Below are 24,682 nucleotides of genomic sequence, written 5' to 3'. Positions count from 1 at the left end.
CCTCAGCGGTCGAGAAACCGGTCGCGTTCCGCCAGCGCGAGGTCGGTCCCGTAGCGCTCGACGAGCGGCTCGACGGCCGACCCGAGCGCGCGCATACACGCCGCCGTCGAGACGTACCCCAACTCCTCCGTGACCGCCTCCCACGGGCGGCCCTGTAGTACCTTCCGGACGAGCAGCCGCTCCTCGCGATCGTCGAGACCGAGGTCGCCGGCGTCGGCCCCGGACGCCGCGTCGCCATCGCCGCCTCCGCCGAGAAGCGTCGCGACCGCGAGGTCGCGGAACGCGCCGGGCGCGACGTCGTACATCCCCGGCCCGAACGACGCCCCCACCACCGCGCGCCACTCGTGGGGCGTGAGGTCGACCGTCGCCTGCGCCGGACAGGCCGCGAGGACGCCGCGGACCACGTCGGCGTCGACGTCGCGGTGGGCGTCCGAGAGCGCGTCGCGCTCGCGGTCCCGGAGGGCGCTCGCGTGCCGGTCGAGCAGGGTCCGCGCGGCCTCGCTCTCCGGTCTGAGCATGACCGCGGAGTGCTCGCCGGAGGCGTCGTTGCGGGTGGTCGAGAGGTGGACGCTCCGGTAGCCCGCCCGCCGCCAGAACCGGAGGAGCCGCGGGGTCGCGCCGAACCCGACGGAGAGGTAGTCCACGTCGTCCGCGAACTCCCCGCGGATCCGGTCGAGCAGGCGCGATCCGAGGCCGCGGCCGCGGAGCGCGTGGTGGACCGCGATCCGGACGGTTCGGAGCCCGCGGGGCTCGGCGGCGGCCTCGTCGCGGAGCTGGCTCGTGAGCACGTCCGGCACCATGTTCCCGCGGACGCGCTCGCCCTCGTACATCCCGGCGCGCGTCTCCGGGTCGAGCCCGCCCTCCCGGGCGCACAGCGCGACCGCGACGACGCGGTCGCCGGCGACGAGCGCGCGCGCGACGAGGTTCGGCGCGTCGAGCAGCCGCGCGAGGTCGTTCGGCTCCGTCCGGTAGTGCGCGGCCACGAGCAGCCCGAACGCCTCGCCGAGCAGGACCTCGTCCGCGAGCAAGTCGTCGGGCGGGAGCGCCCGGTAGTCGACGTCGTCGACGGTCGTCTCCGCGACCGCCTCCGAAACCGCCGGGCGGGCGTCGAGCAGCAGCGCGCGGGCGACCCACGACTCCACCGGGTCGTCGCGGGCGTACCGGATCGGCTCGTCGAGCCGAACCTCCCGGACCGCGAACTCGCTCTCCGCGAGCCGGTCGCGGAAGCGCACCGAGAAGCCGCGGCCCGCGCCCTCGTAGCCGTGGACCGTGGTACAGAACGCGATCGCGGGCGCGGCGAGGAACCGCTCGAGCAGCCGCACCGGGAGCGCGGCCGCCTCGTCGACGACGACGCAGTCCGGATCGTCGGGGAGGTCGGCCGCGGCCGCCGGCGGGAGGAACCGGACGCGACCGCCGCCCGCGACGCGGATCGGGTCGTCCCCGGGACCCGCGTTCTCGGCGTCACTCCCGTCCGCGCCGACGACCTCGCGGGCGCGGGCGAACACCTCCGCCGCGTTGCGGAAGGCGGGGGCGGTGACGAGCACGTCCCGGCAGTCGAGCGCGAGCGCGCCCGCGGCGAGCCCGGCCGCGCTCGACTTCCCGCGGCCGCGATCCGACTCGACGACCGCCGCCGACCCGGGCGTCGCGAGCGACTCCAGCGCCCGGACCGCGCGCGACTGGTCGGCGGTGAGACACGCGTCGTACACGGCTTCCGGAAACGTCGCGGTCGCGGGGCGGCCGGGGGGCGACCGCGGCCGCGCCGCCGGCGGGTCGGTGAGCCCGTCGCGTTCGATCGCGATCCCCGTTCCGGGGGATCCGTCGTTCGCCCCGCCCAGGTCTGCGACCGCGACGCCGGGATGCGTCCGGATCGTCTCGACCAGCCGTTCGCGGAACCGCCCCGTCACGTCCGCGAGCGCGAACGGCGGGACCGCGAGCGACTCGTCGAAGCCGTCCCGGCGACCCGGCCAGTCGTCGAGTGACGGGGTCACGAGCACCAGGAGTCCGCCGCCGTCCACCGCGCCCGCGGCCCGTCCCAGCGCGTTCGGGACGAACCGGTCGTGACAGTCGAGGACGACGACCTCGCGCGTGCGACCGAGCAGGTCGTCCGCGGCCCGCGGGGCGAGCCGCTCGAACCGGAACCCCTCGCGGGTCGAGACGATCGAGACGCGCCCCTCGTCGGCGTCGACCGCCTCGATCGCGTCGTAGGCGGCGTCGACGCCGCGGTCGCGGTCGCCGGCGAGCACGAGGAGCCGCCGCTGGTTCGCCCGCTCGGCCTCGCGTTTCAGGTCCGCCGCCAGCTCCGCGATCATTCGACGGCTCTTCTCGGGCGCGGGGGATGTGTGTTGCCTTCCGGGCCGCGGTCGGCGTGCGACACGGTCATCGTCGTCTCCGTCGAGGCGGGACGCTCCCGTCGAGAGGGGAGGCTTTCGTCGAGGCGGGACGCTTACGACGCCGGGGGTCCTCCCTCCGACCATGCCCACGGTCACGCTCATCGGCTCGCGGCTCGCGGACGCCGGCCGCGAGTTCGTCTACGAGGGGGAGTCGCCCGACTGCGCGGGCTGTCCCTACCGGAGCCAGTGTCTCAACCTCTCCGTCGGGACGCGGTACCGGATCACGGACGTGCGCGAGAACGCCCAGACGCTCGACTGCGCCGTCCACGACGCCGGCGTCCGCGCGGTCGAGGTCGAGCCCGCGCCGGTCCCCGCGAACGTCCCCTCGAAGGGCGCGTACGCCGGCAGCCGGGCGTCGCTCGCGGGCCCGTGTCCCCACACCGAGTGCCCGAGCCACGAGTACTGCGTCCCCGACGGGGCGGACTTCGACGAGGAGCGCCGGATCGAGCGAGTGCTCGGGGACCCGCCGCACGACTACTGCGCGCTCGACCGGGAGCTGACGCTCGTGGAGTTCAAAGCCGAGGAGGAGTGAGCGGCTCCGAGAAGCCCGCGTGACCGAACCGGTCCGGAGTGACCGAACCGGTCCGGACCTACAGCCCGGCGACCGCCTCGAGCGTGATCCGGATCGCCCGCTCGACGTTGTCTCTCGCCTTCTCCGGGAGCTCGTCGTCCGAGTCGGCACCCTTCTGGGTACCGGCGACGAGGTTGCCGTCGACGGTACAGATCGCGCCGGCGGCGAGCCCCTTCCGACGGGCGAGCGAGAACACCGTCGCGGCCTCCATCTCGATCGCCAGCAGGTTCGCGTCCTCCCAGTCGGCGACGTACTCGTCGCTCTCGTTGTAGAAGGCGTCGTCGGAGACGATGGGGCCGACGTGGACCTCCTCGTCGTTCGCCTCCGCGCCGTCGACGAGCGCGGAGAGCACGTCGTAGTCGGGGACCGCCGGGTAGTTCGCCGACTCGTAGCGCTTGCTCGTCCCCTCCTCCTTCGCCGCGCCGGTCGCGACGACCATGTCGCCGATCTCCATGTCGGCCTGAAGCGCCCCGCAGGTGCCACAGCGGACGAACGTCTCGACGCCGACGCGCGAGAGCTCCTCGACGGCGATGGCCGCGGAGGGGCAGCCGATCCCGGTCGAACAGATCGTGAGGTCGACGCCCTCGTAGCTCGCGTTGACGACCTTGTACTCGCGGTTCTCGGCGACCACCTCGCCGTCGTCACACAGGTCGGCGATCCGGTCGACGCGGCCGGGGTCGCCCGGAACGATCGCGGTCTCGTGGACGTCGCCCTCCTCCACCAGCAGGTGCGGCTGTTTCGCCATACGACCGTCTCCAGCGGCCGTGCGCAAAAACGACCCGATACTCGGGCGCGGTTTCCGGGCGGGGCCTCACGCCGGGCGTCACCCGGCAGGGGACGCGACCGACGCACCGCGGCGCGCCGCTCCCGCTACGCTCCCTCGGTGATGATCCGCGAGAGGCGGTCGCGGTCGATCAGCTCGTCCTCGGTGAACTCTCCCGGGTAGTACCCCTTCGCGTACCGCTCGATCATGAAGAGGTTGTGTAGCGGTCCGGCGTAGATCGGCCCGCCGCGGAACACGCGGTCCTCCTCGACCGCCGTCAGCTGGCTTCCCAGCTCGTGTTCCTTCAGATACGCGAGCACGGTGTCCTCGAACTCGGCTCGCGTCATGCCCTCCCGGTGGTACCGCAACAGCAGCGAGTCGGGATCGACCTCGAGGAGCGCCTCGTAGTCGAGCGACTGCGACCCGGAGTACCCCTCGACGTCCGTGCCGGCGAACGCGTCGGATATCCCGAGCGCGTGGAAGTGCTCCTTGTTCGCCCCCTGCCCGTCGATCCGATACGGCGTGAACTCCTCCGGCTCCGTGCCGGCGAACACGAGGGCGGCATCGGGACGGTCCTCGGGTGCCGGCAGCCGCGACTGGACGTCCGTCACCAACTCGTCGTGGATCGACCGGATCGCCTCGAACCGCTCGCGTTCCCGGACGATCTCGGCGACCTTCTCGAACGCCTCGTACAGCGAGTAGTACCGGTAGTCGTGCCAGTCGTCGGTTCGGCGGAAGATCAGGTTCCCGAGGAAGGGGGCGACGTTCGTCCGAACTTCCTCGAGATCGTCTCGGTCCCACGCGCCGAGCCAGTCCGTCAGCTCGTGGGGATCGATGAGGTGGAGGTCCGCGTTCATCTCGTAGAACAGCTCCTTCGAGACGCCGTCGTTCCACAGTTGGGTGAGCCCGTCGAGATCGATCGAGACGCCGTCGAGCTCCTCGTAGTGTATCGTCTTGTACCGTCCGCGGTACCAGATCGACTGGACCGCGTCGGCGTGCCCGAGCGCGACCAGCATGTCGATGTAGTCCGCGGTGAACGGGGCGATGGTCGCCGGAACGCGATCGAACTCCACGGTTCCCACCGGCTCCATCGTCACCGAGTACGCCCCGTCCGTCGACGAGGACTCCTCGGCCGACTCGGAGCCGCTTGATGGGGTTGACGACGCCGAGTCCGATCCGGACTCGTTCGCGGTTCGATCGGTCGTGGGCGCGGACTCCGCGTCGCTCCCGCCGGTACATCCGGCGAGGAGTCCACCGCCGACGACCGCGCCGCCGTACGTCAGGTAATCCCGTCGCGTCGGTGTACCGCCTTCCGCGTCGTCTCTCGACATACGCTTTAGGCCCGCCTAACAATACAAAGGAGTTCCGGATATTAGGTGGACCTAAAACTATCCGCGGGGTGCGCCACAGCGCGGACACGTCGGCGGGCCGCCGTCCGCGAGGTCGAGCCCGCAGTGGCGACACTCGCCGTCGTCGGGAGAGGTGATCTCCCCGACGACGGGATCCGTTCCCTCCCGGATCGATTCGACGGATCCGGGGCCCTCCGGCGGCCCCGCCGGGCGCGCGCCGTCCGCCAGGACGTCGCGAAGGAACTCCACGCGGGCGGTCAGGAACGACGGCGGCTCCTCGAACGCCGACTCGACCGCGTCGAGGTCGGGCACCGGATCGACCGCGGACCCCGACCGCCCGATCACTCCGAGGGCCTCGGCGGCTCGTGCCCGGACGTACGGGCTCTCGTCCTCGCTCGCCCGCGCCCGGAACACCTCTGCCGCCGCCGAGAGCCGCTCCGGGTGCTCGCTCCCGACCACGACAAGCGCCGTACAGAGGTGGTAGCGGACGAGTTCGCGGTCGTCCTCGAGGTGATCCGCCAGCGAGGCGACCTGGTGGCGCAGTCGGCTCGGGTCGCCCGCCGCCACGTGTTTCAGCGCCTTCGCCAGCTTCTCTCTGACCTCCGGTTCGTCGAACGACAGCCCGACCCGGAGGTCCGCCAGAACCGCCGTGTCGCCGACCTCCTCGGGCGACTCCAGCGCGACGTAGCCCAGCGTCTCGGCACAGCGTGCCCGCACGTAGTAGAACTCCTCGTCGTCGGCGAGGCGAGCCGCCACTCGATCCGCGACCGGCAGGACGACCGCGGGCTCCGCCGCCGCCAGCGCGACGAACAGTTTGGCCGTGGTCAGCCTCACCGCCCGGTCGTCGTCGGTCAGGAACGCGGCCAGCGGGCCGGCCAGTCCCTCGAAAAGCCCCGGCCGCTCTCCGGCCGCGTCGCGGATCTCCCGGAGGAACGCCTTTCGCGTCTCGGAGTCGGCCGTTCTCAACCGGTCCAGACACGTCGCCGCCTCCCGCCGATCGCCCTCGACGAGGAGGTCGACGAGACGCTCCGGCGAGAGCGGGCGGTCGCGTTCAGTCATCGGACCTCATCATCGACCGAGTTCCACGACCGGGCGCTTCAATCCCCGGGTCGAGCCGATCCGGACCGGTCCACGCCGCGTTCCTCGACGCGAGCGAGTCCGGGGTCAGCGACCGGACCCGGATTTGCTATACCGACATGTCGTGTATGAATGGTCGAAGGGGAGCGGGTCGGCCCGGGAGACGTCGCTCACATCGGGCGGGTGCGGAGGGCGAGAACGGACGGATCGAGACGCGAAACGCGGGATCGGGAAATCCTCGAAAGGGAGTCGAGAGGACGTTCTCGCGAGTGAGACGCGGCGGCGGGCATTTATAATCGTCCGCGACCCAGGGTGGGCAATGAGTTTCAGACACGACCGTCGGGGCCAGTCGGTCGTGGTGGGGACGGTGATCCTCTTCGGCTTCCTGATCCTCGCGATGGCGACGTATCAGGTCCAGTTCGTGCCGGCGGAAAACGAGGAGATCGAGTTCGAACACAGCCAGCAGGTCGAAGGCGAGTTCCTGGACCTGCGGAACGCGATCCTTCAGGCCGGATCGACGGGGTCGGTACAATCCGAGCCGATACAGCTCGGAACCCGATATCCCCAGCGGACGTTCTTTCTGAATCCGCCGCCGGCGTCCGGATCGCTTCAGACCACGGGAGAAGAGGCGATTCAGGTGAACGCCACGGTCGGGTCGGGAGCCCACGAGAACGTCCGTGAGTTCTGGACGCAAACCGATCCGCGATTCAACACGACGTCCATCCGGTACACGCCGGACTACAACGAGTATCGGGGCGCTCCGCGACTGCTGTACGAACACTCCGTCGTGGCCGCGGAGTTCGACGACGCCGTCCTCCTCCGGTCGGATCAGACGGTCGTTCGTGGCGATCGGATCGCGATAACAGCCCTGACCGGAGCCATCTCGGAGACCGGTGTGGAGTCTCAAAGCGTCGATCCGGAGCCGATCTCGCGGAGCAGCAGGACGGTCCCGATAACGGGTGACGGCGGCGACGTCGAGATCGTTCTTCCGACGGCCGTCGACAACGCCACCGCGCTCCGGGGCCGGTGGGCCGCGGAACTTCCGAACGCGACCGTCACCGAGGACGGTGGCACGGTCCGGATCGCCCTCAACGGCAGCGAGACGTATCGGCTTGGGCTCTCGAAGGTCGCAGTCGACGCCGGCGGGACGACCGAGCCGGCGTACGTCGTCCCGGTTACGGGCAATGGAACTGTCGGAGAGAGCGTCGGTGTCGAAGTACGAGACAAGTACAACAATCCCGTCGTGGGTGCCGAGGTATCCCTTGACGGTACCACCGAGAATACGAACGCTGACGGACGGGCCTTCTTCGAACCGGACGCTGCCGACGACTACAGCGCGACGATCAACGGGGGTAGCGAGTCCTACGAATCCGTTCCGTTCACGATCACCGAGGCGGGCGGCAACGGCAGCGTGAATCGAACGTTCAACACGGAGTGGGACTTGGACTCCGCGACCGTGGTGGAGAACGACGAGCGAGATCTGAACGTGAGCGTGTCCGATCGAAGCGGAACTCCGATCGCGAACGCGACGATCGATTACTCGATCACGCCACAATCTCCCAACGGTTCATTGTCGAAATGGAACCAGTCCGTTCACGACGGAACCGACAACGTCACGTTTGAAGCGGGGAGCGCTCAGCAAAATGAATCGTTCGACGTGTACGCTTCGGCCGGTGACGACGTTGATCGCACCGAGGTTACGGTCATCGGAGGAACCGTCGATCTCCAAGATGAAATCTTCGAGAGCGATAGCAACTTCACCGTCGATCACGAGCTTACGAACCTCGATTCGGGATATCTCGTCGTCGAGAATGAAGATACCGGCGGCACATACGAGAATACCGTTGGTGACGGAAGTACAACCGTTGATGCTGCTGATATCGGTGGCATCAGTGACGGCGACACGATCAATGCGACACTGTATCAAGACGGTTCCATGACGACCGAACTCGCTAACGACATTGAGACGGTTGGTACGGTTAGTCCGACGTTCTCGGTCGACATCACGTCCACCAACGCACCGGTCACTGAGGGAGAAAATCTTGACGTCGAAGTCACGGTAGAGAACACCGGCGGATCGACGGGGACACAGAACATTCGATTCCTCGTCGACGGCGAGGAGATCAACGTGAGGGGAGTGACTCTCGCAAGCGGCGCACAGGTAACTGAATCGTTCACCTACCAGACCGAACAGGGTGACTCTCCTGATGTCGATGTCAGAGCCGAAAGCGATGACGACTTCGACACCCGCACTGCGACGGTGAACGCACCGGCGCAGTTCGAGGTCGGTATCACGTCCACCAACGAACCGATCACCGAAGGTGAGGACCTCAACGTCGACTACACGGTGGAAAACACCGGCGATGAAACCGACACACAGACGATCGAACTACTTGACTTCGATGACCAAGTCATCGACTCGATCGAGGTCACCCTCGATGGAGGCGAAACTACGTCAGGTACGCTCACATGGTCGACGACACCCGGTGACGCTGAGACTGATGATATTACCGTTCGTTCTGAGGACGACACGGCAGTTCAGGGAGTGACGATCGACCCGACGATGGCGAGCCAAGTTTCGGGAGTTGATGGTACTGTAGGACAATCCAACATCCCTGGCGGTGGTAGGGCTGTTGAATTTGACATTAGTGCCGATCAATCCGTTGAGATTGATGCGTTCTCTGTTGAGACACAGAATGATATGTCGGGTCGTACATTCTCAGATACTGGAAGCTCATTTGATGGACAGAGTCTACCCGCCACGATCAATGGACAGGCCACTGTCGAACTTCGCGAGTTCTCCGGCAGTGGTAGTCTAGGTATTGATGAGAACTTTGTTTCAGACAGTTCTAGTGCCGATATTATTGTCACGCTTGAATTCTCTGACGGATCGGAATTATCTCTAAATATAACATAATCTCAAAATACAGTAATTCAGTACATCTCCTATCACATTCGGAAGTCGTAGAGATCTATTTCCACGATCGACGTAACACCCTATCGACACACCCATAAGCCCACCTCGTGAACGACCGTCCATGACCGCAGTGGGGATCGACGCCATCGAGATCCGATCCGGAAAGCTCAAACTCGACTTACCGGGCACGTTCGCCCCGCAGAAGGGCGACGACCCGGAGAAGTACACGAAGGGGCTGGGGCTCACGAACTCCTCGTTCCCGGACGTCTACGAGGACATCGTCACCATGGGCGCGAACGCGGCCAAGCGCCTGATGGACCGCAAGGGTCTCGAGCCCGACGACATCGGGCGGATCGACGTCGCCACGGAGTCGGCGTTCGACCACTCCAAGCCCGTCTCGACGTACATCGCGGGCTGTCTGGAGAAGGTGTACGACGGCGACTTCGTCCACGCCAACAAGGGCGAGCGCAAGTTCGCCTGCGTCGCCGGCACGCAGGCGGTCGACGACGCGTACAACTGGATCCGGGCGGGGCGGAACCGCGGCCGCGCGGCGCTCGTGATCGCGACCGACACCGCGCTGTACGCCCGCGGCGACCCCGGCGAGGCGACCCAGGGCGCGGGCGCAGTCGCGATGCTCATCGCCGAGGAGCCGAACCTCGTCGAGCTCTCGACGGATCAGGGGTACGGCTCGAAGGACGAGACGGACTTCTTGAAGCCGAACCAGCAGTTCCCGAGCGTCGACGGCAAGCGCTCGATGCAGGTGTACCTCTCGCGGATGCGCGAGGCGCTCGAGGACTACGAGTCGGTCGCGGGCAAGATCGAGCTCGACGACTTCGCGTACGCCCCGTTCCACACGCCGTTCCCGGGGATGGTCCGGAAGGCCGCCCTGCTCGCGTACCGCCACGTGATCCGGGACACGGAGTACGAGGACGACCTCGCCGACGAGATCGGCCGCCAGCCGCGCGAGGACGAGTACGAGGACCGCGAGGCCTACGAGGAGGCGATCCGCGACTACATGGACGAGCTGAAGACGACGGACCAGTACCGGACGTGGTACGACGACGCCGTCGAGCCGACGCTCGGGCTCTCTCGGGAGGTCGGCAACTGGTACACCTCCTCGGTTCACGTCGCCCGCGTGAGCGCCCTGCGCGACGCGCTCGAGCGCGACCGCGACTTCGTCGACGAGACGCTGCTCGTCGCCTCCTACGGCTCCGGCGCGCAGGCCGAGATCCACGCCGAGACGGTTCGCGAGGGGTGGCGCTCGGAGATCGAGGCGCTCGACATCGACGACCAGCTCGCGAGCCGGTACGACCTCTCGTGGGAGGAGTACGAGGACGTCCACGACATCCACGAGTACGACAAGGACCTCGAGCGCGAGATCGAGGAGTTCACCGCCCCCGAGGGCGAGTTCGTCTTCACCGGCTGGGGTCGGATGAACGAGCGGAAGTACGAGTACGTCGAGTAGCGGATCGACCCGCCGTTCGCCCGTCGTTCGCCCGCCGCTCGTCCGCCACGCGCCGGCCGCTCGACCGCCGTTCTCCGTGAAAACGGCTCACACGACGGCTCTCGAATACGATGGGTTTAAACGACCTTGGGCTGAATTCTCCCCTAATGGTAACCATCTACGACGTGCCGGCGGACGCCCTCATCGAGGCGGTCGCGGCGCGACTCGAGGAGCGGATCGACGAGCCCGACTGGGTGGAGTTCACGAAGACCGGCGCGGGCAAGGAGCTCCCGCCCGAGCAGGACGACTTCTGGTACGTCCGCTCGGCGAGTCTCCTCCGGAAGGTCGCACAGAACGAGCCCATCGGCATCGAGCGGCTCGCCACCGAGTACGGCTCGAAGAAGCGCGGCTCCAACCGCTACGTCGTTCGCCCCGGCGAGCACGAGAGCGGCTCCCGCAAGCTCATCCGCGCGTCGCTCCAGGCGCTCGAGGAGGAGGGTCTCGTCACTACCGCCGCCGGCGAGGGTCGCCGCGTCTCCGACGAGGGCGAGGCGTTCCTCTCGGAGGTCGCGAGCGAGGTCCTCGAGGACCTCGACCGGCCGGAACTCGAACGCTACGCGTAGACCGTCTCCGTTCTCTTCCCGATCTCGCCCGCCGTGAGCCCCCGGCTCGCGGCGTCGTTACTCGTTCGTGAGCGTCGATCGGGACCCGCTCCGCACTGTTCCACTTGTATCCGATATCGCTATATCAAACCCGAGCGCACGCGTGCCGCTCGGCGTGTTCCGTCCCGCGAGATCGTGGCCCCCCGAAACGGGTCGATGTCGTCCGGACTCCGTCGACGTCGGGATCTCGTTTCGGTTCGTTCGGCTCGCTCCGGCGTTTACCGCCACAGCGGTCGGTACTCCTCGTCCGGCGTGTACCGGCGGAACAGGAGGCTGTTCGACAGCACCGACACGCTGGAGAACGCCATCGCGACGGCGGCGAGCACGGGCTGGAGCAGTCCGAGCGAGGCCAGCGGGATCATCGCCGTGTTGTAGCCGAGCGCCCACACGAGGTTCTGTTTGATCTTCGCGAGCGTCGCCTCCGAGATGCGGATCGCCTTCACGACGTCGACCGGGTCGTCGCGCATCAGCGTCACGTCGGCGGCCTCGATGGCGACGTCGGTCCCCGAGCCGATGGCCGTGCCGACGTACGCGACCGCGAGCGCGGGGGCGTCGTTGACGCCGTCGCCGACCATCATCGCCTTTCGACCCTCGTCCTGGATGGACTCCACGGCGTCCGATTTGTCCTCGGGAAGCACCTCCGCGCGGACGTTCTCGGGGTCGATGCCGACCCGCTCGGCGACCGCGCGGGCGGTCCGCTCGTTGTCGCCGGTGATCATCATCACGTCGACGCCCCGCTCCCTGAGTTGGCTCACGGCGTCCCGCGCGCTCTCCTTGACCGTGTCGGCGTCGGCGACGACGCCCACGAGTTCGCCCTCCGCTCGCGCCTGACCGCCGCTCGCATCGCGGTTCTCGCCTCGCTCCGAACCGCGCACCGCGACCAGCATCGCGGTCTTCCCCTCGTTCTCGAGACGCTCCATCGTCTCTTCGGCGGGCGCGGGATCGATCCCGTTGTCCCGGAGGAGCTTCCGGTTGCCGACCAGCACCTCGACGTCTCCCGGCTCCGTCCCGTCGCCGCTCGACCATTCGGCGGTCCGTCGGACCGCCCTGCCGTCCACGGTCGCTTTGACGCCCTGGCCGGGGACGTTCTCGAAGTCGTCGGGCTCGGTCACGTCGATGCCGCGGTCCTCCGCGCCGTCGACGATCGCACGCGCGAGCGGGTGTTCGCTCCCGCTCTCGGCGCTCGCGGCGAGCCGCAACACGTCGTCCTCGTCGAGCCGGTCGCGCGCGGCGAGTCGGCCGCCGTCGGTTGCGGAGTCCGCGTCGTCGACCGCCGCGGCGCCGCCGTCCGCGACCGGCTGCCCGTCGTCACCGAAGACGACGACGTCGGTCAGCTCCATCTCGCCTTCCGTGAGCGTCCCGGTCTTGTCGAAGACGACGGTGTCGACGTCCTTCGCGCGCTCGAGGACGTCGCCGCCCTTGAAGAGGACGCCGTTGCCCGCGCCGATGGTCGTCCCGACCATCGTGGCGGCCGGCGTCGCCAGTCCCAGCGCGCAGGGACACGCGATCAGGACGGCCGAGGCGAACACGATGACCCCGAACTCGAAGACCGAGACGCCGCCGCCGACGACCGTGGGGCCGCCCGCGACGAGACCCCACAGCGGGAGCGCGTCGACGAATCCCGCGAGCGCCGCGGGGAACAGGAACCACGCCACGCCCCACACCATGGCGTTCGCGATGACCGCGGGGACGAAGTACGCGGAGATGCGGTCGGCGAGGTTCTGGATGTCGGGCTGGCGGGACTGCGCCTCCTTCACCGTCCGAACGATCTGCTGGAGCGCGGTGTCTTCCCCGACCTTCGTCGCCTCGACGACGAGCACGCCGTTCTCGTTGATCGTCGACCCGACGACCTCGTCGCCCTCCGACTTCTCGACGGGGACGGACTCGCCGGTCACCATGGACTCGTCGACCGCCGACCGGCCGTCGACGACGACGCCGTCCGTGGGGATCCGCTCGCCGGGGCGGACCTTCATCCGGTCGCCGACCGCGACGTCCTCGAGGGGGACCTCCTCCTCGTTTCCGTCCTCGTCGACGACCGTGGCGGTGTCAGCCTCCATCTCCAGCAGCTTCCGGAGCGCCTCGCCGGCCTGCCCCTTCGAGCGGGCCTCGAGGTAGTTGCCGAGCGTGATGAACACGAGGATGAACGCCGCCGTGTCGAAGTAGACCTCGCCGGCGATGACCTGGAACAGAACCGCCACGGAGTAGACGTACGCGGTCGACGAGCCCAGCGCGATCAGCACGTCCATGTTGGCGCGGCCGTTCGTGACGAGCGCCTTGTAGGAGTTCTCGTAGAACGGCTTGCCGAGCACCGCCTGGACCGGCGTCGCCAGCGCGAACGCGACCCAGGGAGTCGGGATCCCGGCGACGGAGTCGCCGACGAGTCCGAGCCCCAGCAGGTGGTCGACCATGAACGCCAGAAGCGGGAGGGAGAGCGCGGCCCCGAACAGCGTCAAGCGAAGCTGTCGACGGATCTCGCCCTGGCGAGCGGCCTCGCGGGCGTCGCCCCCCGAGCCGTCGTCGGTTTCGGTCCCGGTTCCGGCGTCCTCCCGAACGGGCGAGTAGCCGGCCTCCTCGATCGCCTCGTAGAGGTCTCGGCGGTTCGCCTCGGCGGGGTTGTACGTCACCTGGGCCTCGTCGGTGGCGTAGTTGGCGTCGGCGTCGACGACCCCCGGCGTCCGCTCGAGCGCGTCCTCGATCGTCTCCGAGCAGTTCGCACACGACATGTCGGTGACCGCGATCGTGACCGACTCCGTCACTGGTTCGTAGCCGGCTTCCTCGATCGCGTCGAACACTTCCCCGAGCGAGACCCTCTCGGGGTCGTACGCGACCGACCCCTCGTCGGTGGCGAAGTTGACGTTCGCCTCCGAGACGCCCTCGAGCGACTCGACGGCCTCGGCGACGGTCTGTGAACAGTTCGCACAGCTCATCCCCTGAATGCTGATCTGGCTTCGATGCTGGCTCATTACCTATACGTACGGGGTCCGTACTTAGTGGAGTTTCCCTTTCGAAGGTTCGGCGATCGACGGTCGAAACTTTCGGATCCGAAGCGTTGCGGGGCGTGGAGTCCGCTCACTCGGTCCCCTCTCGGAGCCGTTCGTACTTCTCCGCGAACCGGCTCTCGCACGACGGACAACAGAACTGGTACAACTCGCCGTCGATGCGGGTCGCCGTCCCCTCGCTGTCGACCGTGTTTCCGCACTGCGCACAGGAGAGGGCGAACTCCGTTCCGCCCAGGTCGGGCGACCAGTCCGCCCCCGCGAGCAGCGTCACCTCGAGGTCGCCGATCGCGTCGTCCACATCCATCCCGTCGTCGACCGCGCCGCCGTCGAGGGTATCCGAGAGCCAGCCGGCGACGTCGTTGTCCGGAACCCTGGCGTAGAGTATCAGGTCGGCCTCGGCCGTGGTGAACGCGTGCTCGACCGCGCTCTCGTCCAGGAGGTGCTCCCTGATCGACGCGACGCTCGCGTCCCCGACGTCGAGCGTGATCAACACCGGGATGCCGCCGCGCAGCTGTGACCGATCGACGTCGAGCGTGAACCGGTTGATGACGCCCGCCTCCCGGAGCCTCGTCACCCGATCCGACACGGCCGGGGCCGAGAGCCCCACGGCGTCCGCGATGTCGCTGTACGGTCGGCGGGCGTTCGACAGCAGGAGCCGGAGGATCTCGAGGTCGGTCTCGTCCAGATCGCGCATGGCGGAGCGTGGAAGCGGAGAGAGTAAAGCACACCGGCGAACCGGCTTTCGATTCCACGGTTCGGATGCCCCTCCGGTCGAACGATCGAAGGCGAAACCCGCTAAAGCGCGGGGGACGTACGGACGCCCGTATGACGACGACCATCGACGTCGAGGGGATGTCCTGCGAGCACTGTGAACGAACGGTCGAGGAGGCGCTTCGGGACGTGTCCGGCGTGACCGACGCGACCGCCGACCGGGAGGGCGGACGGGCGAGCGTCGAGGGCGACGCCGACGCCGCGGCCCTCGTGGCGGCCGTCGAGGACGCCGGCTACACCGCCCACGGCGGGTAGCGGTCGAGGAACGCGACGCGGGGAAGCCACCGGACTTCGGCGGGCCGACCGTCCGTGACGGGCGTCACCCGGTGTTCTTCATCCCGGCGGCGATCCCGTTGACGGTGAGCCGGAGCGTCCGCTCCTCGTCGTCGGTCCGGTCGTCCCGCCCGAGCAGGTCGACCTGGAGCAGGTTGAGCGGGTCAACGTAGGGGTTCCGCCGGTCGAGGCTCTCGGCGAGCCAGTCGCGCCGGATGAGCTCGTCGCGACCGCTGACCGCGAGCACGAGCTCGCGCCCGCGCTCGTACTCCCCGACGAGCCGCGGGAAGAAGCGTTCGCGGAGGTCGTCGTCGGCCAGGTCGGCGTACTCGGCCGCGATCTCCGGCTCGGTCCGCGCGAGCGCGAGCGCGGCGTTGTCGAGGGTCGTCCGGAAGAACGGCCACTCGTCGTACATCTCCCGGAGCGTCGCGAGCCCCGCCTCCTCGCCCGCCTCCTCGAGGTAGGCGTCGAGTCCGGACCCCAGCGCGTACCAGCCGGGGAGGATGAGACGGGTCTGCGTCCACGAGAACACCCACGGGATCGCCCGGAGGTCCTCGACCGTGCGCTCCCCGCTGCGGGAGGCGGGCCGGGAGCCGAGGTTGAGGTCCTCGACGACGGCGATCGGCGTCGCCTGTCCGAAGTACGAGACGAACCCGTCGGCGCTCAACAGGTCGCGGTACTCGCTTCGGGCCGCCGGCACCATCGTCTCCATCGCGTCGACCCACTCCTCCGGGACGTCCTCCGTCGGCTCCTCGTTCGCCTCGTGGCGGGCGCGGATCTGCGCGTCGAGCATCTGCTCGAGCTCGCGCTCGGCGATGCGGCGGTTGGCGTACTTCTCGGCTATCGCCTCGCCCTGCTCCGTGAACTTCACCTGTCCGGTGACGGTCTCGTTCGGGAGCGCGAGCAGCGCCTCGTTCATCGGCCCGCCGCCCCGGGAGATGGAGCCGCCGCGACCGTGGAACAGCCGGAGGGTGACGCCCTCCTCGCGACAGAAGCTCGCGAGCCGGCGCTGGTTCTTGTAGAGGTCCCAGTTGGCCGCGAGGAAGCCGTTCTCCTTGTTCGAGTCGGAGTAGCCGAGCATGACCTCCTGGACCCCGCCGCGGGTCTCGAGGGCCGTCCCGTACGCCTCGTTCTCGAAGAGCGTCCCGAGGATCCGTTCGGCCCCGTTGAGCGCTGACTCGGTCTCGAGTAGGGGGACGACGTCGATCCCGCAGTGATCGGGCAGGGAGACGACGCCGACCTGGTCGGCGAGGAAGAGCACCTCGAGGACGTGGCTCGGCTCCTCGGTCATCGAGATACAGTAGGTGTCTATCGCCTGCGTGCCGTACTCCGCCTGCCAGTCGGCGAGCTCGCGGAAGCGGCGGAACACGCGCTCCGTCGTCTCCGAGACGTCGCCGGGGTCCTCCGCGTCGACGATCGGATCCCCCTGGAGGATCGCCTCGGTGAGGAACTCGGCCCGCGCCGCCTCGTCCATCCCGCGGTAGTCGACGCCCTCGGCCGCGACCGCCTCGGCGACCGCCTCGGTGTGGTTCTCGCGGTGGTCCCGGAGGTCGAGCGACGCGAGGACGAACCCGAACGTGTCGACCTGTCGGCGGAGCGGATCGATGAACGACGTCCGGACCACGTCGTTGCGGTCGACCGAGAGCGACTCGGCGATGACCTCGAGGTCCGCGAGGAACGCGTCGCCGTCGGGATACCCGCCCGGACGTACGTCGTCGACGCGGTCGAGCCGCTCGCGCATCAGCTTCAGCTTCTGGCGGTACGGCTCGTCGGGGTACCGCTCGCGGGCCTCCTCGACCACCGTCGGGAACCGCTCGGCGTCCGCCGCCAGCGACTCCCGGAGGGGACCGTCGACCGCGTACCGCTCGCCGTCCTGGCTCAACACCGCCGAGAGCCGCTTACACCGGTCGCGGTACTTCTCGACGGCTATCTCGCGCTGCCGTTCGAGCGTCTTCGTCGTCACCTCCGGCGTGACGAACGGGTTGCCGTCGCGGTCGGAGCCCGCCCACGAGCGGAACTCGAAGAGCTTGGGACAGTCCGCGTCCGGGTACTCGCTCGAGATGGTCTCCTCGAACTCCTCGTAGGCGTCGCCGACCACGTCGAACAGCGTGTTCTCGAGGTACCACTGGACGTTTCGCGCCTCGTCTTCCGGCTCCGGCCGGCGCTGGCGGACCTGTCTGGTCCCCCAGAGGCTCGTCACCTCGGCGGTGACGTCGCGCCAGACGGCGTTCCGCTCGCGGTCGGTCATGTCGCATTCGTCCAGCTCCTCGAGGTGGGTCGCGATCGACCGGAGCTTCGCCTTGACCGTCGCCCGCCGCGCCTCCGTGGGGTGGGCGGTGAACGTCGGCTCGATGAGCACGTCCGCGAGCAGCTCCTCGAACTCGTCGGCTCCGACGCCGGCCTCGGCCAGCTCCCCGACCGTCTCCTCGAGGGAGTCGTGGAGGGACCCGTCGGCGTCGGCGTTTCTGACGGCGCGGACGCGCTCGCGCTCCTCGGCGAGGTTGATCAGCTCGAAGTACGTCGTGAACGCCCGCGCGACGACGTCCTCGCGGGCGTCCGAGAGCCCCCCGATCGTCTCCTCGAGGGCGTCGCGGCTCGCCGCGTCGCCCCGTCGGTACTCGATCGCGGCGGTCCGGAGGTCCTCGACCGTCTCGTAGGCCGCCGTCGAGGTCTGTGCCGCGAGCACGTCGCCGAGCAGCGCGCCGAGCTCGCGGACGTCCGTCCGCACGCTTCGATTGTGTAACTCCATACCACACACGCTGCGGTGGGTTCCGGTTAAAACCGCCGTATCCCCGAACGTTTGCCTCGGCTCCGAGTGAATGTTCGTGACGGTTCGGGGACGCCGACGCGTCCCGATCGAGCGGGTCGGTGCGTCGACTCGGAGGGAACCGGCGGGTTCGTCACCCTTTTTACCGGTCCATCCCGAACCGATCGTATGAGCATGTCCGACAAGTACCCGGCTGAGTCCGGGCGGCGGCGCTTCGTCAAGGGCGTCGTCGGCGGCGCGGCGCTCGCGGGGGTCGGCGCGACCGGGTCGGTGACGGTAAACACCCTGACGACCGCCGGCGGCGTCGGCGGCGGGCAGACCACGGCGATGACCATCGCCAAGGTGACCGGCCCGGCCCCGCGCGGCCTCCCGCAGATCCCGGTGCGCGTCACCGACGAGGGGTACATCGAGGGGATCTGGCCCGAGGTCCAGACGATCGAACAGGGCGGCCAGGAGATCGAGGTGGCCCAACAGCAGCTCGGCGGACGCACGTACTCGGGCGCGTGGTTCCAGTACTGCGGCGTGGAGTCACAGGAGAACATCGCCCCGAACTTCGAGTCGGACAACCTCTTCCGGGCGGAGACCGGGCAGTACGAGTGGCAGGACAACACCTACTCCGGGGGCGACCGGATCCATATCGACGACTTCCAGAACTACGACACGTGGGGGAACGGCGTCGGCAACGACGGCGTCGGGAAGCCCGCGGCCGTGACGTGGCGCTCGGAGGACGCCGACTCGTCGCTCAACGCGACCGTCATCCGCTCGACGCGGATCGAGGAGGCCGCCCAGGAGGACGAGTGGGTCGAGGCGTCGACCGACCAGGGGTTCATGGCGTACCTCAACGTCTGTACGCACTTCTGTTGTATCCCCGGCTACAAACAGCTCGAGGAGTCCTCCCGCTACGGCGTCGGCGACGGGACCTACTGCGTCTGTCACCAGTCCGGCTACGACCCGTTCACGCTCGAGCAGGCGCTGTTCGTCGCGCGGCCGCGCCCGGAAGACTAGACGGTCGATCCGCCGCGTTCTCTCCCCGACGTGTCACGGTCCTTCACCGATCCGTCGTCGGATCCTCGAACGACGCGGAGCGCGGCGTTTTTCCCTCGTTCACCCGAACTCCGTCCATGAGCAACCACGACGAGCCCTCCGAGGGACGCGACGGCGGGGACGATCGAGACGGCGACGAGCGCGACGAGTTCGCCGTCGAACTCGAGCGCGCCCGCGACCTCCTCGACGACGACGGGATCGAGGCGGTCCACGTCGGCGTCGTCCGCGACGGCGAGGTGGACACAACGTTCGCGCAGCGGACCGCCGACGATCCCGAATCCGAGGGGCTGCGCGCGCTCGCGCTGCTCGCGGCGCACGTCCAACTGGTCGCCGACGAGGCCGGCGTCGAGGCGTCGACCGTCGCCGGCGACGCCGCGACGCTCGCGGGACGGGTCGAACGGATCCCCGCCAGCACCGAGGACCTGCCCGAGGAGTAGCCCGGCCGCCGGTCGCTTACCGGTCGGCGTCCTCCGACGTGTGTCGCCCCTCCGTTCGACTCGGCTCCGGCTCCTCCTCGTCGCCGGCGCGGATCCGACGGAGTTGGTGGGTCACGCCCGCGAGCGCGACGAACAGCACCGCGAGGTTGAACGCCGCGAGCGCGATCGGGTGGTAGGCCGGATCGAGCCACGTCCGGATCGCGCGCCCGGTCTGGCCGTAGAAGCTCCATCCCGCGATCAGCGCGAGCAACACCAGGGCGGCGAGCCCGATCCGGTCGAGCAGCCCGCGGAGGTCATCAGAGGAGAGCCGGGAGAGCCGAGAGTCGCTCTCCTCGGGCGGTTCGGCGTCCTCTCCCGCCGAGCCGTCTCCCGCGGTGCCTCCGTCGGTCGCGGTCGCCGGTTCGGTTGCCGATTCGGTCATCGAAGCGGTCGTGGGGGCGGTCGTCGTCGAGGCGGTTTCCGTTTCGTCCGGTGTGTCGGTCATGGCGTCGGTGTTCCGTGGGTCGACGGTCCGTGGGTCGGTAGTGTCGTTCGTCGCGTTCGTCGCGTCGTCGGCCGGCGTCGAGGGGCGATCGTCGCTCATGACGCCCTCCGTGCGAGAAGCGCCGCGGCGAGGAGTCCGGCGACCGCGACGACGACGCCGAAGCCCGGCGTCGCGTCGTCGGTGCTCCCGTCGCCGCGGTCCGGCGCGCCGCCGTCGCTCCCGCCGTCGAGGTCCTCGCCGGTCTCCTCGGAGAAGTCCTCGACCTCGAAGGCGACGTCCCGAACCGTCTCGTTCGCGCTGATCGTCTCCTGCGGGTCGAGGTTGGCCACGCCCTGCGTCTCGTCTATCAGCACGTCGTCGTCGAAGAGCGCGGCGTCGACGTAGTAGTTGTACCCGTCCGGGGCCTCGAGCGTCGTCGTCACGGTGTCGGTCCGACCGGGCCGCACCGACCCGACCGTCTCGGTCGCCCGATCGGCGATCACGTTGGACTCCGCCTGCCGGAGCAGCAGCCGGAGCTCGATCTCGTCGGAGGCGTCGTCGCCGCGGTTCGTGACCGACACGGAGACCGACAGCGTCGCGGTCTCCTCCGTCGTCTCGGCCACGCTCACGGCGACGGTCGGCCAGACGTTCCCGTCGGCGAACCCGACCGGCGAGTCGGCGTACGACGGCGTGAGCGCCGAGACGCCGGCGACTCGCGTGGTCCGTTCGCTCCGACGCTCGCCGTCGACGTACACCACCGTTTCGAGTCGATACCCGCCCTCGCGTTCCACGTCGAGGCTGCCGTTCACGGTCGTCTCCCCCTCGCGGTCGACGGTGCCGACGTCGACGGTCGTCTCGTCGACGAGCAGCCCGGAGTCCGCGTCGATGGCGCGGTGGCGGACCGTGACGTTCTCCACGGTCGACCCGTGGTGTTCGAGGTCGACGAGCAGGTCGAGCGTCGCCGTCTCCCCGCGGACCTCGCCGGGGGCGACGACGACGTCGACGAGGCCGACCTGTCCGGGACGGTCGGCCTCCGCTCGCGGGTCGTCGACGGCGTCGGGGACCGCGACGATCCCGACCGCGCCCGCGAGCACGACCGCGGCGGCGATCGCCAGGAGGGTGGTTCGCGTGTCCATACGCCGCGATCCTATCCCGGAGGTAAGTGTCTTGTCCGATCCGGACCGGAGCGTCGGCGAGTCACAGCGCCCGGTACCGCCCCTGCGACTCCGACAGCTCCCCGCGACGGGTCAGCTTCTCCAGGAGGTCGCGGGCCGCGTCGGCCGGGACGCCGTGCTCGGTCGCGTACGCGACGATCTCCTCCTCGGTCGGCTCCGCCGCCTCCTCGACCGCGTCCCGGACGATCTCCTCCCGCGACCGCGTCGATCCCGCGTTCCCCTCCGCGCGCGACCCGGCCTCGAACACCGCGTCGGCGTCGAGCCCGGAGGCCTCGAGGTACTCGCAGTCGTCGACGCCGGCGTCCTCGACGGCGCGTTCGAGGTCCGCGACGTGGTCGACCGCCGCGAAGGCCTCCGAGTCGCCGCGCTTCTTCGCGAGCAGGGCCGCCCGCGCCTCGCGGGCCGCGTCGCGGTCCTCGGACTCGAAGAGGCGTTTGAGCTTCGCGGTCCGGTGGGTCCTCTCACACCGCGAACAGCGGGCCGTCTCGCTCGCCCGCGGGTCGCGAACGAGCCAGAGGTTCCCGCACCCGTTACAGCCGACGACCGCGTACATGTCCGCGTGTTCGCCCGGCCCCGATTTGAACCCTCGGCTCCCGGCGTCGACGCCGCTCCGGGATGGGCAGGACGGAACGGGCCGAAACGGGACGGGACGAAACGGAACGGGCGGATCAGGTCCCGTCGCCGTCGGCGGAATCCTCTGAACCGTTCGGACCGTCCGGACCGCTCGCGTCGGACGCGTCGTCGGGCAGCGAGATCAGGTTCTCCCGGCCGAGCCGGAGCTTCTCGACGCGTCCCTCGTCGGCCATCGCCGAGAGGAGCTGGGACACCTTCGCGTCCGACCACCCCGTCTCGGCGACGATGTCCGCCTGGCGCATTCGCCCGCCGTTTCGGCCGAGAAGGCGCTCGACGCGCTCCTCGTCGGACAGCAGCGAGAGGTCCTCCTCGGGCTCGTCGCCCGCGCCGCCGGCGAGGTCGTCGTCGGCCCCCTCCCCAACGGTCTCGTCCTCGTCGACCGTCCGCGTCTCAGAGCCGGTTCCCGGTCCGGGTCGGTCCGGTTCGGTCGCCGTCGTTCCGTCGCCGGACCCGTACCGGCGGTACCCGACGAGTCCGCCGGCGATGACGACGGCCGCGAGGACGATCGCGCCGGCGAGAAGCGTCCACGGCGGCGTCTCCCCGGCCGGCGTGGTCGGTGTCGGCGCGTACACGACCGCCACGCGGTCGCCGTCGGCGAACACGCGCGGCCCCTGGATGACCACGGCGTTGTCCTCCAGTCGCACGTTCGCTCCCGGCGTCCCCGAGATGGAGTACCCATCCGGGGTGGTCACCTCGATCGTCTGACCGGACTCGAGCGATCGGAGCCAAGTCCCGTTGTTCGCCGTCGTCAGCGCGTCACCCAACACGAGGTCCTCGCCGTCCTCCGCCAGGAACTCCGTCCAGACGAAGGTCAATCGAAGCTCCCCCGCGGCGGCTATCTCCCCGGACTCGCCCGTCTCCGCGGCTCCCGCTCCCGACGAGTCGCCGCCGTCCGTGCCGTTTCCCGCGGTTTCGGGGTCCTCGATGACGACGTACTCGCGCTCGACGTTCACCACCGACATCTCGCGGTCGGTGTTCCGGCTCGCCTCCTCGGCGAACCGCTCGAACAGCGCGGGCGTCGGCCCGACCTCCCCCTCCACGAACCGCTCCCCGACCGTCTCGAACGCGGCCGTTCGGTTCGGGTCGGCGAACTCGTACCGGACGACCACTTCCCACCGCGCGTCCCGGTTCGACCGTAAGTCGATCCGGATCCGCGTCTCGCCCGTCGGCACGGCCGTCCCGTCGACCTGCGGTGACGCGGCGGTCCCTATCGAACTCGTCGGCGTCGACTCCGGCGGTGACGGGTGAGTGGAGGGGGCGACCTCCCCGACGGCGACCCCCGCGCCGGCCACGAGGGCAACGGCGAGGAACGCGACGAGGAGAACGCGGATCGCGGGGTTCCGCATGTAGTTCGGGGGCTCTCGCGCCCCGGGCAAAACGCTTTCTATACACCGCCTCTCCGTCCACGAAAGTCTCCGATCGCGACGGACTCGGCGTCGGCGACCGGGATTCCGCGTCGACCGCCGCGGATCCCGCGTCGTCGCCGGCGACACGGCGTTCACCTCCGCGGCCGTCGAGTTGGGGTGGGTTTTTGACCCTTGCCGGAGAAGCGGGCGACGATGAGAGCCCTCTCGGTCTTCGTCGCCGCCCTCCTCCTCGTCTCGCCGGTCGTCGCGGGGATCGGTCCCGCGGGCGCGACGGCCGACGCCCGGTCCGCGTCGTCCGTCCCCGATCCCGTGTCGCAGCCGAGCGTCTCCGATCCCGTCCCGTCCGCGATCGGCTCGGTCGGTCCGGGGACGGGGCCGGCCTCGACGCACGGGGAGAACTTCACCCTCCGCGTGTTGTCGACGCCGCCCGGCGTCGAACCGCGGCTCTCGAGCCACCGGCGCGGCGTCAATCTCGGTACCTCGCTCGGGCTCGCGGTCGGCGATTCGGACGCGGCCCTCCGGACGGAAGCCGCGATACGGCGGATCGAGTCCGCCGAGACGAACGCCGAGCGGCAACGCCGGATCCTCGCCGCGATAAACCAGGTGGAACAGGACGAGGTGAGCCTCGACAGCCGACAGACGGCGGTTATCAACGCGCACGCATCGGGGGAGCTGACCGACCGCGAACTCCTCGACGAGCTGGTCCGGATCGCGGCGATCGCGCGCGAGTACGACGGCCGGCTCGAGACGCTCGCCGAGCTCGCCGAGGAGACGGACGGGTTCAGCACGCCGGACCGCGTCAGCACGCTCCAGGTCCAGCTCCTGGTGTACGAGGGCCCCGTCCGGGAGATCGCCCTCGAGACGGTTCGCGGCGAGCGGATGGGAACCGAGATCCACGTCCAGTCGAGCCCGAACTCGCTGGTCCTCGCGACGATCGTCGACGGCCAGTACGTCAGAGAGTCGCTCCGTCGCGACCGGTGGGACCGCGGTGCCGACGACCTCGGGAGCGAGGCCGCGATAAACGCGACGATCGAGGCGTATCCGGAGACTGCCAACCTCACCGCACCGGACGCGCTCGGCGCGGGGACGGTCCAGCGGATCACCGTCGACCACGACTTCGGAACCCTCCGGACGTTCGTCAGCGGCGGGACCGAACGGGTGTTCCTCGAACACCAGCGGGTGGCGCTCTCGACGTTCCCCGACGCGAACTCCGTCTCCACCTCGGAGGACGGATTCAACGTCACCGTCAACCGGACGTACCCCGGCGGCCCCGTGACCGTCACCGTCCTCGATTCGGCCACCGGCGACCCGCTCGAGGGGATCACGGTGACGAAAAGCGCCGGCGGCACCCCGAGCGAGACCATCGGGACCACCGACGAGAACGGCGTGGTCCGAACGCTCTCGCCGGCCGATCCGTACCGGATCACCGTCGTCGACGAGCCGCGAGTCGCCGTCATCGACGACATCGATCCGATCGCGACGCCTCGAGTGACGACCGACATCGGGGACGAGAGCGGGACGGACGGGGGCGGCTGACCGAGACGAGACCCGCCGATACCCGAGGAACCCGCCGCTGCGAC

The 24,682-nt window shown here is 69.3% G+C and carries 19 protein-coding genes; 8 read left to right on the top strand and 11 right to left on the bottom strand.

Translation table 11 applies throughout. The features are described from left to right. Window positions 1-2: 2 nt before the first annotated feature. The gene (tmcA, locus tag AXA68_RS14555) at window positions 3-2,309 is read right to left on the bottom strand and encodes a tRNA(Met) cytidine acetyltransferase TmcA (protein WP_066418234.1); all 2,307 of its coding nucleotides are present in this window, start codon (window positions 2,307-2,309) and stop codon (window positions 3-5) included. Between the two features lie 163 nt (window positions 2,310-2,472). Here tmcA and AXA68_RS14550 point away from each other — a divergent pair, with 163 nt between their 5' ends. Then, window positions 2,473-2,922: a UPF0179 family protein gene (locus tag AXA68_RS14550; RefSeq protein WP_066418227.1), complete on the top strand. Its 450-nt coding sequence runs from the start codon at window positions 2,473-2,475 to the stop codon at window positions 2,920-2,922. A gap of 58 nt (window positions 2,923-2,980) precedes the next feature. Here the strand turns inward: AXA68_RS14550 and AXA68_RS14545 are convergent, their stop codons facing one another. From AXA68_RS14545 to AXA68_RS14535, 3 genes are all read right to left on the bottom strand, one after another. Next, window positions 2,981-3,706, bottom strand: a complete 726-nt coding sequence (locus AXA68_RS14545) for a nucleoside phosphorylase (protein ID WP_066418225.1) — start codon at window positions 3,704-3,706, stop codon at window positions 2,981-2,983. A 125-nt stretch (window positions 3,707-3,831) separates the two neighbouring features. Further along, window positions 3,832-5,055: an ABC transporter substrate-binding protein gene (locus AXA68_RS14540; protein ID WP_066418223.1), complete on the bottom strand. Its 1,224-nt coding sequence runs from the start codon at window positions 5,053-5,055 to the stop codon at window positions 3,832-3,834. Window positions 5,056-5,112: 57 nt separating this feature from the next. Next, a complete protein-coding gene (locus tag AXA68_RS14535; protein ID WP_066418221.1) occupies window positions 5,113-6,132 on the bottom strand; it encodes a HEAT repeat domain-containing protein in 1,020 nt (339 codons plus the stop codon). Window positions 6,133-6,469: 337 nt separating this feature from the next. Here AXA68_RS14535 and AXA68_RS14530 point away from each other — a divergent pair, with 337 nt between their 5' ends. From AXA68_RS14530 to AXA68_RS14520, 3 genes are all read left to right on the top strand, one after another. After that, on the top strand, window positions 6,470-9,067 hold the full coding sequence (locus tag AXA68_RS14530; protein ID WP_066418219.1) for a CARDB domain-containing protein: 2,598 nt from the start codon (window positions 6,470-6,472) through the stop codon (window positions 9,065-9,067). A 121-nt stretch (window positions 9,068-9,188) separates the two neighbouring features. Beyond that, entirely contained in the window at window positions 9,189-10,532 is a 1,344-nt protein-coding gene (gene hmgB, locus AXA68_RS14525) for a hydroxymethylglutaryl-CoA synthase (RefSeq protein WP_066418217.1), read from the top strand. A 146-nt stretch (window positions 10,533-10,678) separates the two neighbouring features. Next, a complete protein-coding gene (locus AXA68_RS14520) occupies window positions 10,679-11,134 on the top strand; it encodes a 30S ribosomal protein S19e (protein WP_066418216.1) in 456 nt (151 codons plus the stop codon). A gap of 257 nt (window positions 11,135-11,391) precedes the next feature. On the opposite strand, the gene AXA68_RS14515 is transcribed toward AXA68_RS14520, so the two are convergent. Next, window positions 11,392-14,136, bottom strand: coding sequence for a heavy metal translocating P-type ATPase (locus tag AXA68_RS14515; protein ID WP_066418215.1), 2,745 nt, complete (start codon window positions 14,134-14,136; stop codon window positions 11,392-11,394). A gap of 106 nt (window positions 14,137-14,242) precedes the next feature. Then, a complete protein-coding gene (locus AXA68_RS14510; protein WP_066418213.1) occupies window positions 14,243-14,866 on the bottom strand; it encodes an AsnC family transcriptional regulator in 624 nt (207 codons plus the stop codon). Window positions 14,867-14,997: 131 nt separating this feature from the next. On the opposite strand from AXA68_RS14510, the gene AXA68_RS14505 reads away from it, so the two are divergent. Next, window positions 14,998-15,198, top strand: coding sequence for a CopZ family metallochaperone (locus tag AXA68_RS14505; protein WP_066418211.1), 201 nt, complete (start codon window positions 14,998-15,000; stop codon window positions 15,196-15,198). Window positions 15,199-15,262: 64 nt separating this feature from the next. Here AXA68_RS14505 and ppc read toward each other — a convergent pair whose 3' ends face one another. Then, window positions 15,263-17,965, bottom strand: a complete 2,703-nt coding sequence (ppc, locus tag AXA68_RS14500) for a phosphoenolpyruvate carboxylase (RefSeq protein ID WP_066418209.1) — start codon at window positions 17,963-17,965, stop codon at window positions 15,263-15,265. Between the two features lie 186 nt (window positions 17,966-18,151). Here ppc and AXA68_RS14495 point away from each other — a divergent pair, with 186 nt between their 5' ends. After that, window positions 18,152-18,988, top strand: a complete 837-nt coding sequence (locus AXA68_RS14495; protein ID WP_066418207.1) for a cytochrome B — start codon at window positions 18,152-18,154, stop codon at window positions 18,986-18,988. Window positions 18,989-19,104: 116 nt separating this feature from the next. Then, a complete protein-coding gene (locus AXA68_RS14490) occupies window positions 19,105-19,464 on the top strand; it encodes a hypothetical protein (RefSeq protein ID WP_066418205.1) in 360 nt (119 codons plus the stop codon). A gap of 16 nt (window positions 19,465-19,480) precedes the next feature. Here the strand turns inward: AXA68_RS14490 and AXA68_RS14485 are convergent, their stop codons facing one another. The 4 genes from AXA68_RS14485 to AXA68_RS14470 form a co-directional block, all read right to left on the bottom strand. Further along, window positions 19,481-20,047, bottom strand: coding sequence for a hypothetical protein (locus AXA68_RS14485; protein ID WP_232745125.1), 567 nt, complete (start codon window positions 20,045-20,047; stop codon window positions 19,481-19,483). After that, window positions 20,044-21,063, bottom strand: a complete 1,020-nt coding sequence (locus AXA68_RS14480; RefSeq protein WP_066418203.1) for a DUF7490 domain-containing protein — start codon at window positions 21,061-21,063, stop codon at window positions 20,044-20,046. Before AXA68_RS14480 ends, AXA68_RS14485 begins: the two co-directional genes overlap by 4 nt. 61 nt (window positions 21,064-21,124) lie before the next feature. Next, window positions 21,125-21,655 (bottom strand): DUF5817 family protein, encoded by a 531-nt coding sequence (locus tag AXA68_RS14475; RefSeq protein WP_066418202.1) that lies wholly within the window; start codon window positions 21,653-21,655, stop codon window positions 21,125-21,127. A 115-nt stretch (window positions 21,656-21,770) separates the two neighbouring features. Next, on the bottom strand, window positions 21,771-23,081 hold the full coding sequence (locus AXA68_RS14470; protein WP_066418201.1) for a helix-turn-helix transcriptional regulator: 1,311 nt from the start codon (window positions 23,079-23,081) through the stop codon (window positions 21,771-21,773). A 213-nt stretch (window positions 23,082-23,294) separates the two neighbouring features. Here AXA68_RS14470 and AXA68_RS14465 point away from each other — a divergent pair, with 213 nt between their 5' ends. Then, the gene (locus AXA68_RS14465; protein WP_066418199.1) at window positions 23,295-24,638 is read left to right on the top strand and encodes a DUF7094 domain-containing protein; all 1,344 of its coding nucleotides are present in this window, start codon (window positions 23,295-23,297) and stop codon (window positions 24,636-24,638) included. Window positions 24,639-24,682 lie beyond the last annotated feature (44 nt).

Source organism: Halorubrum aethiopicum, assembly GCF_001542905.1.
Taxonomy (GTDB): Archaea; Halobacteriota; Halobacteria; order Halobacteriales; family Haloferacaceae; genus Halorubrum; species Halorubrum aethiopicum.
This window is presented reverse-complemented; position numbering and strand designations above follow the sequence as displayed.

What these genes read in the sequence shown, in the direction of transcription:
- AXA68_RS14545 (WP_066418225.1), bottom strand. Translation starts at nt 3,706, where the DNA reads ATGGCGAAACAGCCGCACCTGCTGGTGGAGGAGGGCGACGTCCACGAG.
- AXA68_RS14495 (WP_066418207.1), top strand. Translation starts at nt 18,152, where the DNA reads ATGAGCATGTCCGACAAGTACCCGGCTGAGTCCGGGCGGCGGCGCTTC.
- AXA68_RS14550 (WP_066418227.1), top strand. Translation starts at nt 2,473, where the DNA reads ATGCCCACGGTCACGCTCATCGGCTCGCGGCTCGCGGACGCCGGCCGC.
- AXA68_RS14465 (WP_066418199.1), top strand. Translation starts at nt 23,295, where the DNA reads ATGAGAGCCCTCTCGGTCTTCGTCGCCGCCCTCCTCCTCGTCTCGCCG.
- tmcA (WP_066418234.1), bottom strand. Translation starts at nt 2,309, where the DNA reads ATGATCGCGGAGCTGGCGGCGGACCTGAAACGCGAGGCCGAGCGGGCG.
- ppc (WP_066418209.1), bottom strand. Translation starts at nt 17,965, where the DNA reads ATGGAGTTACACAATCGAAGCGTGCGGACGGACGTCCGCGAGCTCGGC.
- AXA68_RS14510 (WP_066418213.1), bottom strand. Translation starts at nt 14,866, where the DNA reads ATGCGCGATCTGGACGAGACCGACCTCGAGATCCTCCGGCTCCTGCTG.
- AXA68_RS14520 (WP_066418216.1), top strand. Translation starts at nt 10,679, where the DNA reads ATGGTAACCATCTACGACGTGCCGGCGGACGCCCTCATCGAGGCGGTC.
- AXA68_RS14535 (WP_066418221.1), bottom strand. Translation starts at nt 6,132, where the DNA reads ATGACTGAACGCGACCGCCCGCTCTCGCCGGAGCGTCTCGTCGACCTC.
- AXA68_RS14475 (WP_066418202.1), bottom strand. Translation starts at nt 21,655, where the DNA reads ATGTACGCGGTCGTCGGCTGTAACGGGTGCGGGAACCTCTGGCTCGTT.
- hmgB (WP_066418217.1), top strand. Translation starts at nt 9,189, where the DNA reads ATGACCGCAGTGGGGATCGACGCCATCGAGATCCGATCCGGAAAGCTC.
- AXA68_RS14470 (WP_066418201.1), bottom strand. Translation starts at nt 23,081, where the DNA reads ATGCGGAACCCCGCGATCCGCGTTCTCCTCGTCGCGTTCCTCGCCGTT.
- AXA68_RS14505 (WP_066418211.1), top strand. Translation starts at nt 14,998, where the DNA reads ATGACGACGACCATCGACGTCGAGGGGATGTCCTGCGAGCACTGTGAA.
- AXA68_RS14480 (WP_066418203.1), bottom strand. Translation starts at nt 21,063, where the DNA reads ATGGACACGCGAACCACCCTCCTGGCGATCGCCGCCGCGGTCGTGCTC.
- AXA68_RS14540 (WP_066418223.1), bottom strand. Translation starts at nt 5,055, where the DNA reads ATGTCGAGAGACGACGCGGAAGGCGGTACACCGACGCGACGGGATTAC.
- AXA68_RS14515 (WP_066418215.1), bottom strand. Translation starts at nt 14,136, where the DNA reads ATGAGCCAGCATCGAAGCCAGATCAGCATTCAGGGGATGAGCTGTGCG.
- AXA68_RS14485 (WP_232745125.1), bottom strand. Translation starts at nt 20,047, where the DNA reads ATGAGCGACGATCGCCCCTCGACGCCGGCCGACGACGCGACGAACGCG.
- AXA68_RS14530 (WP_066418219.1), top strand. Translation starts at nt 6,470, where the DNA reads ATGAGTTTCAGACACGACCGTCGGGGCCAGTCGGTCGTGGTGGGGACG.
- AXA68_RS14490 (WP_066418205.1), top strand. Translation starts at nt 19,105, where the DNA reads ATGAGCAACCACGACGAGCCCTCCGAGGGACGCGACGGCGGGGACGAT.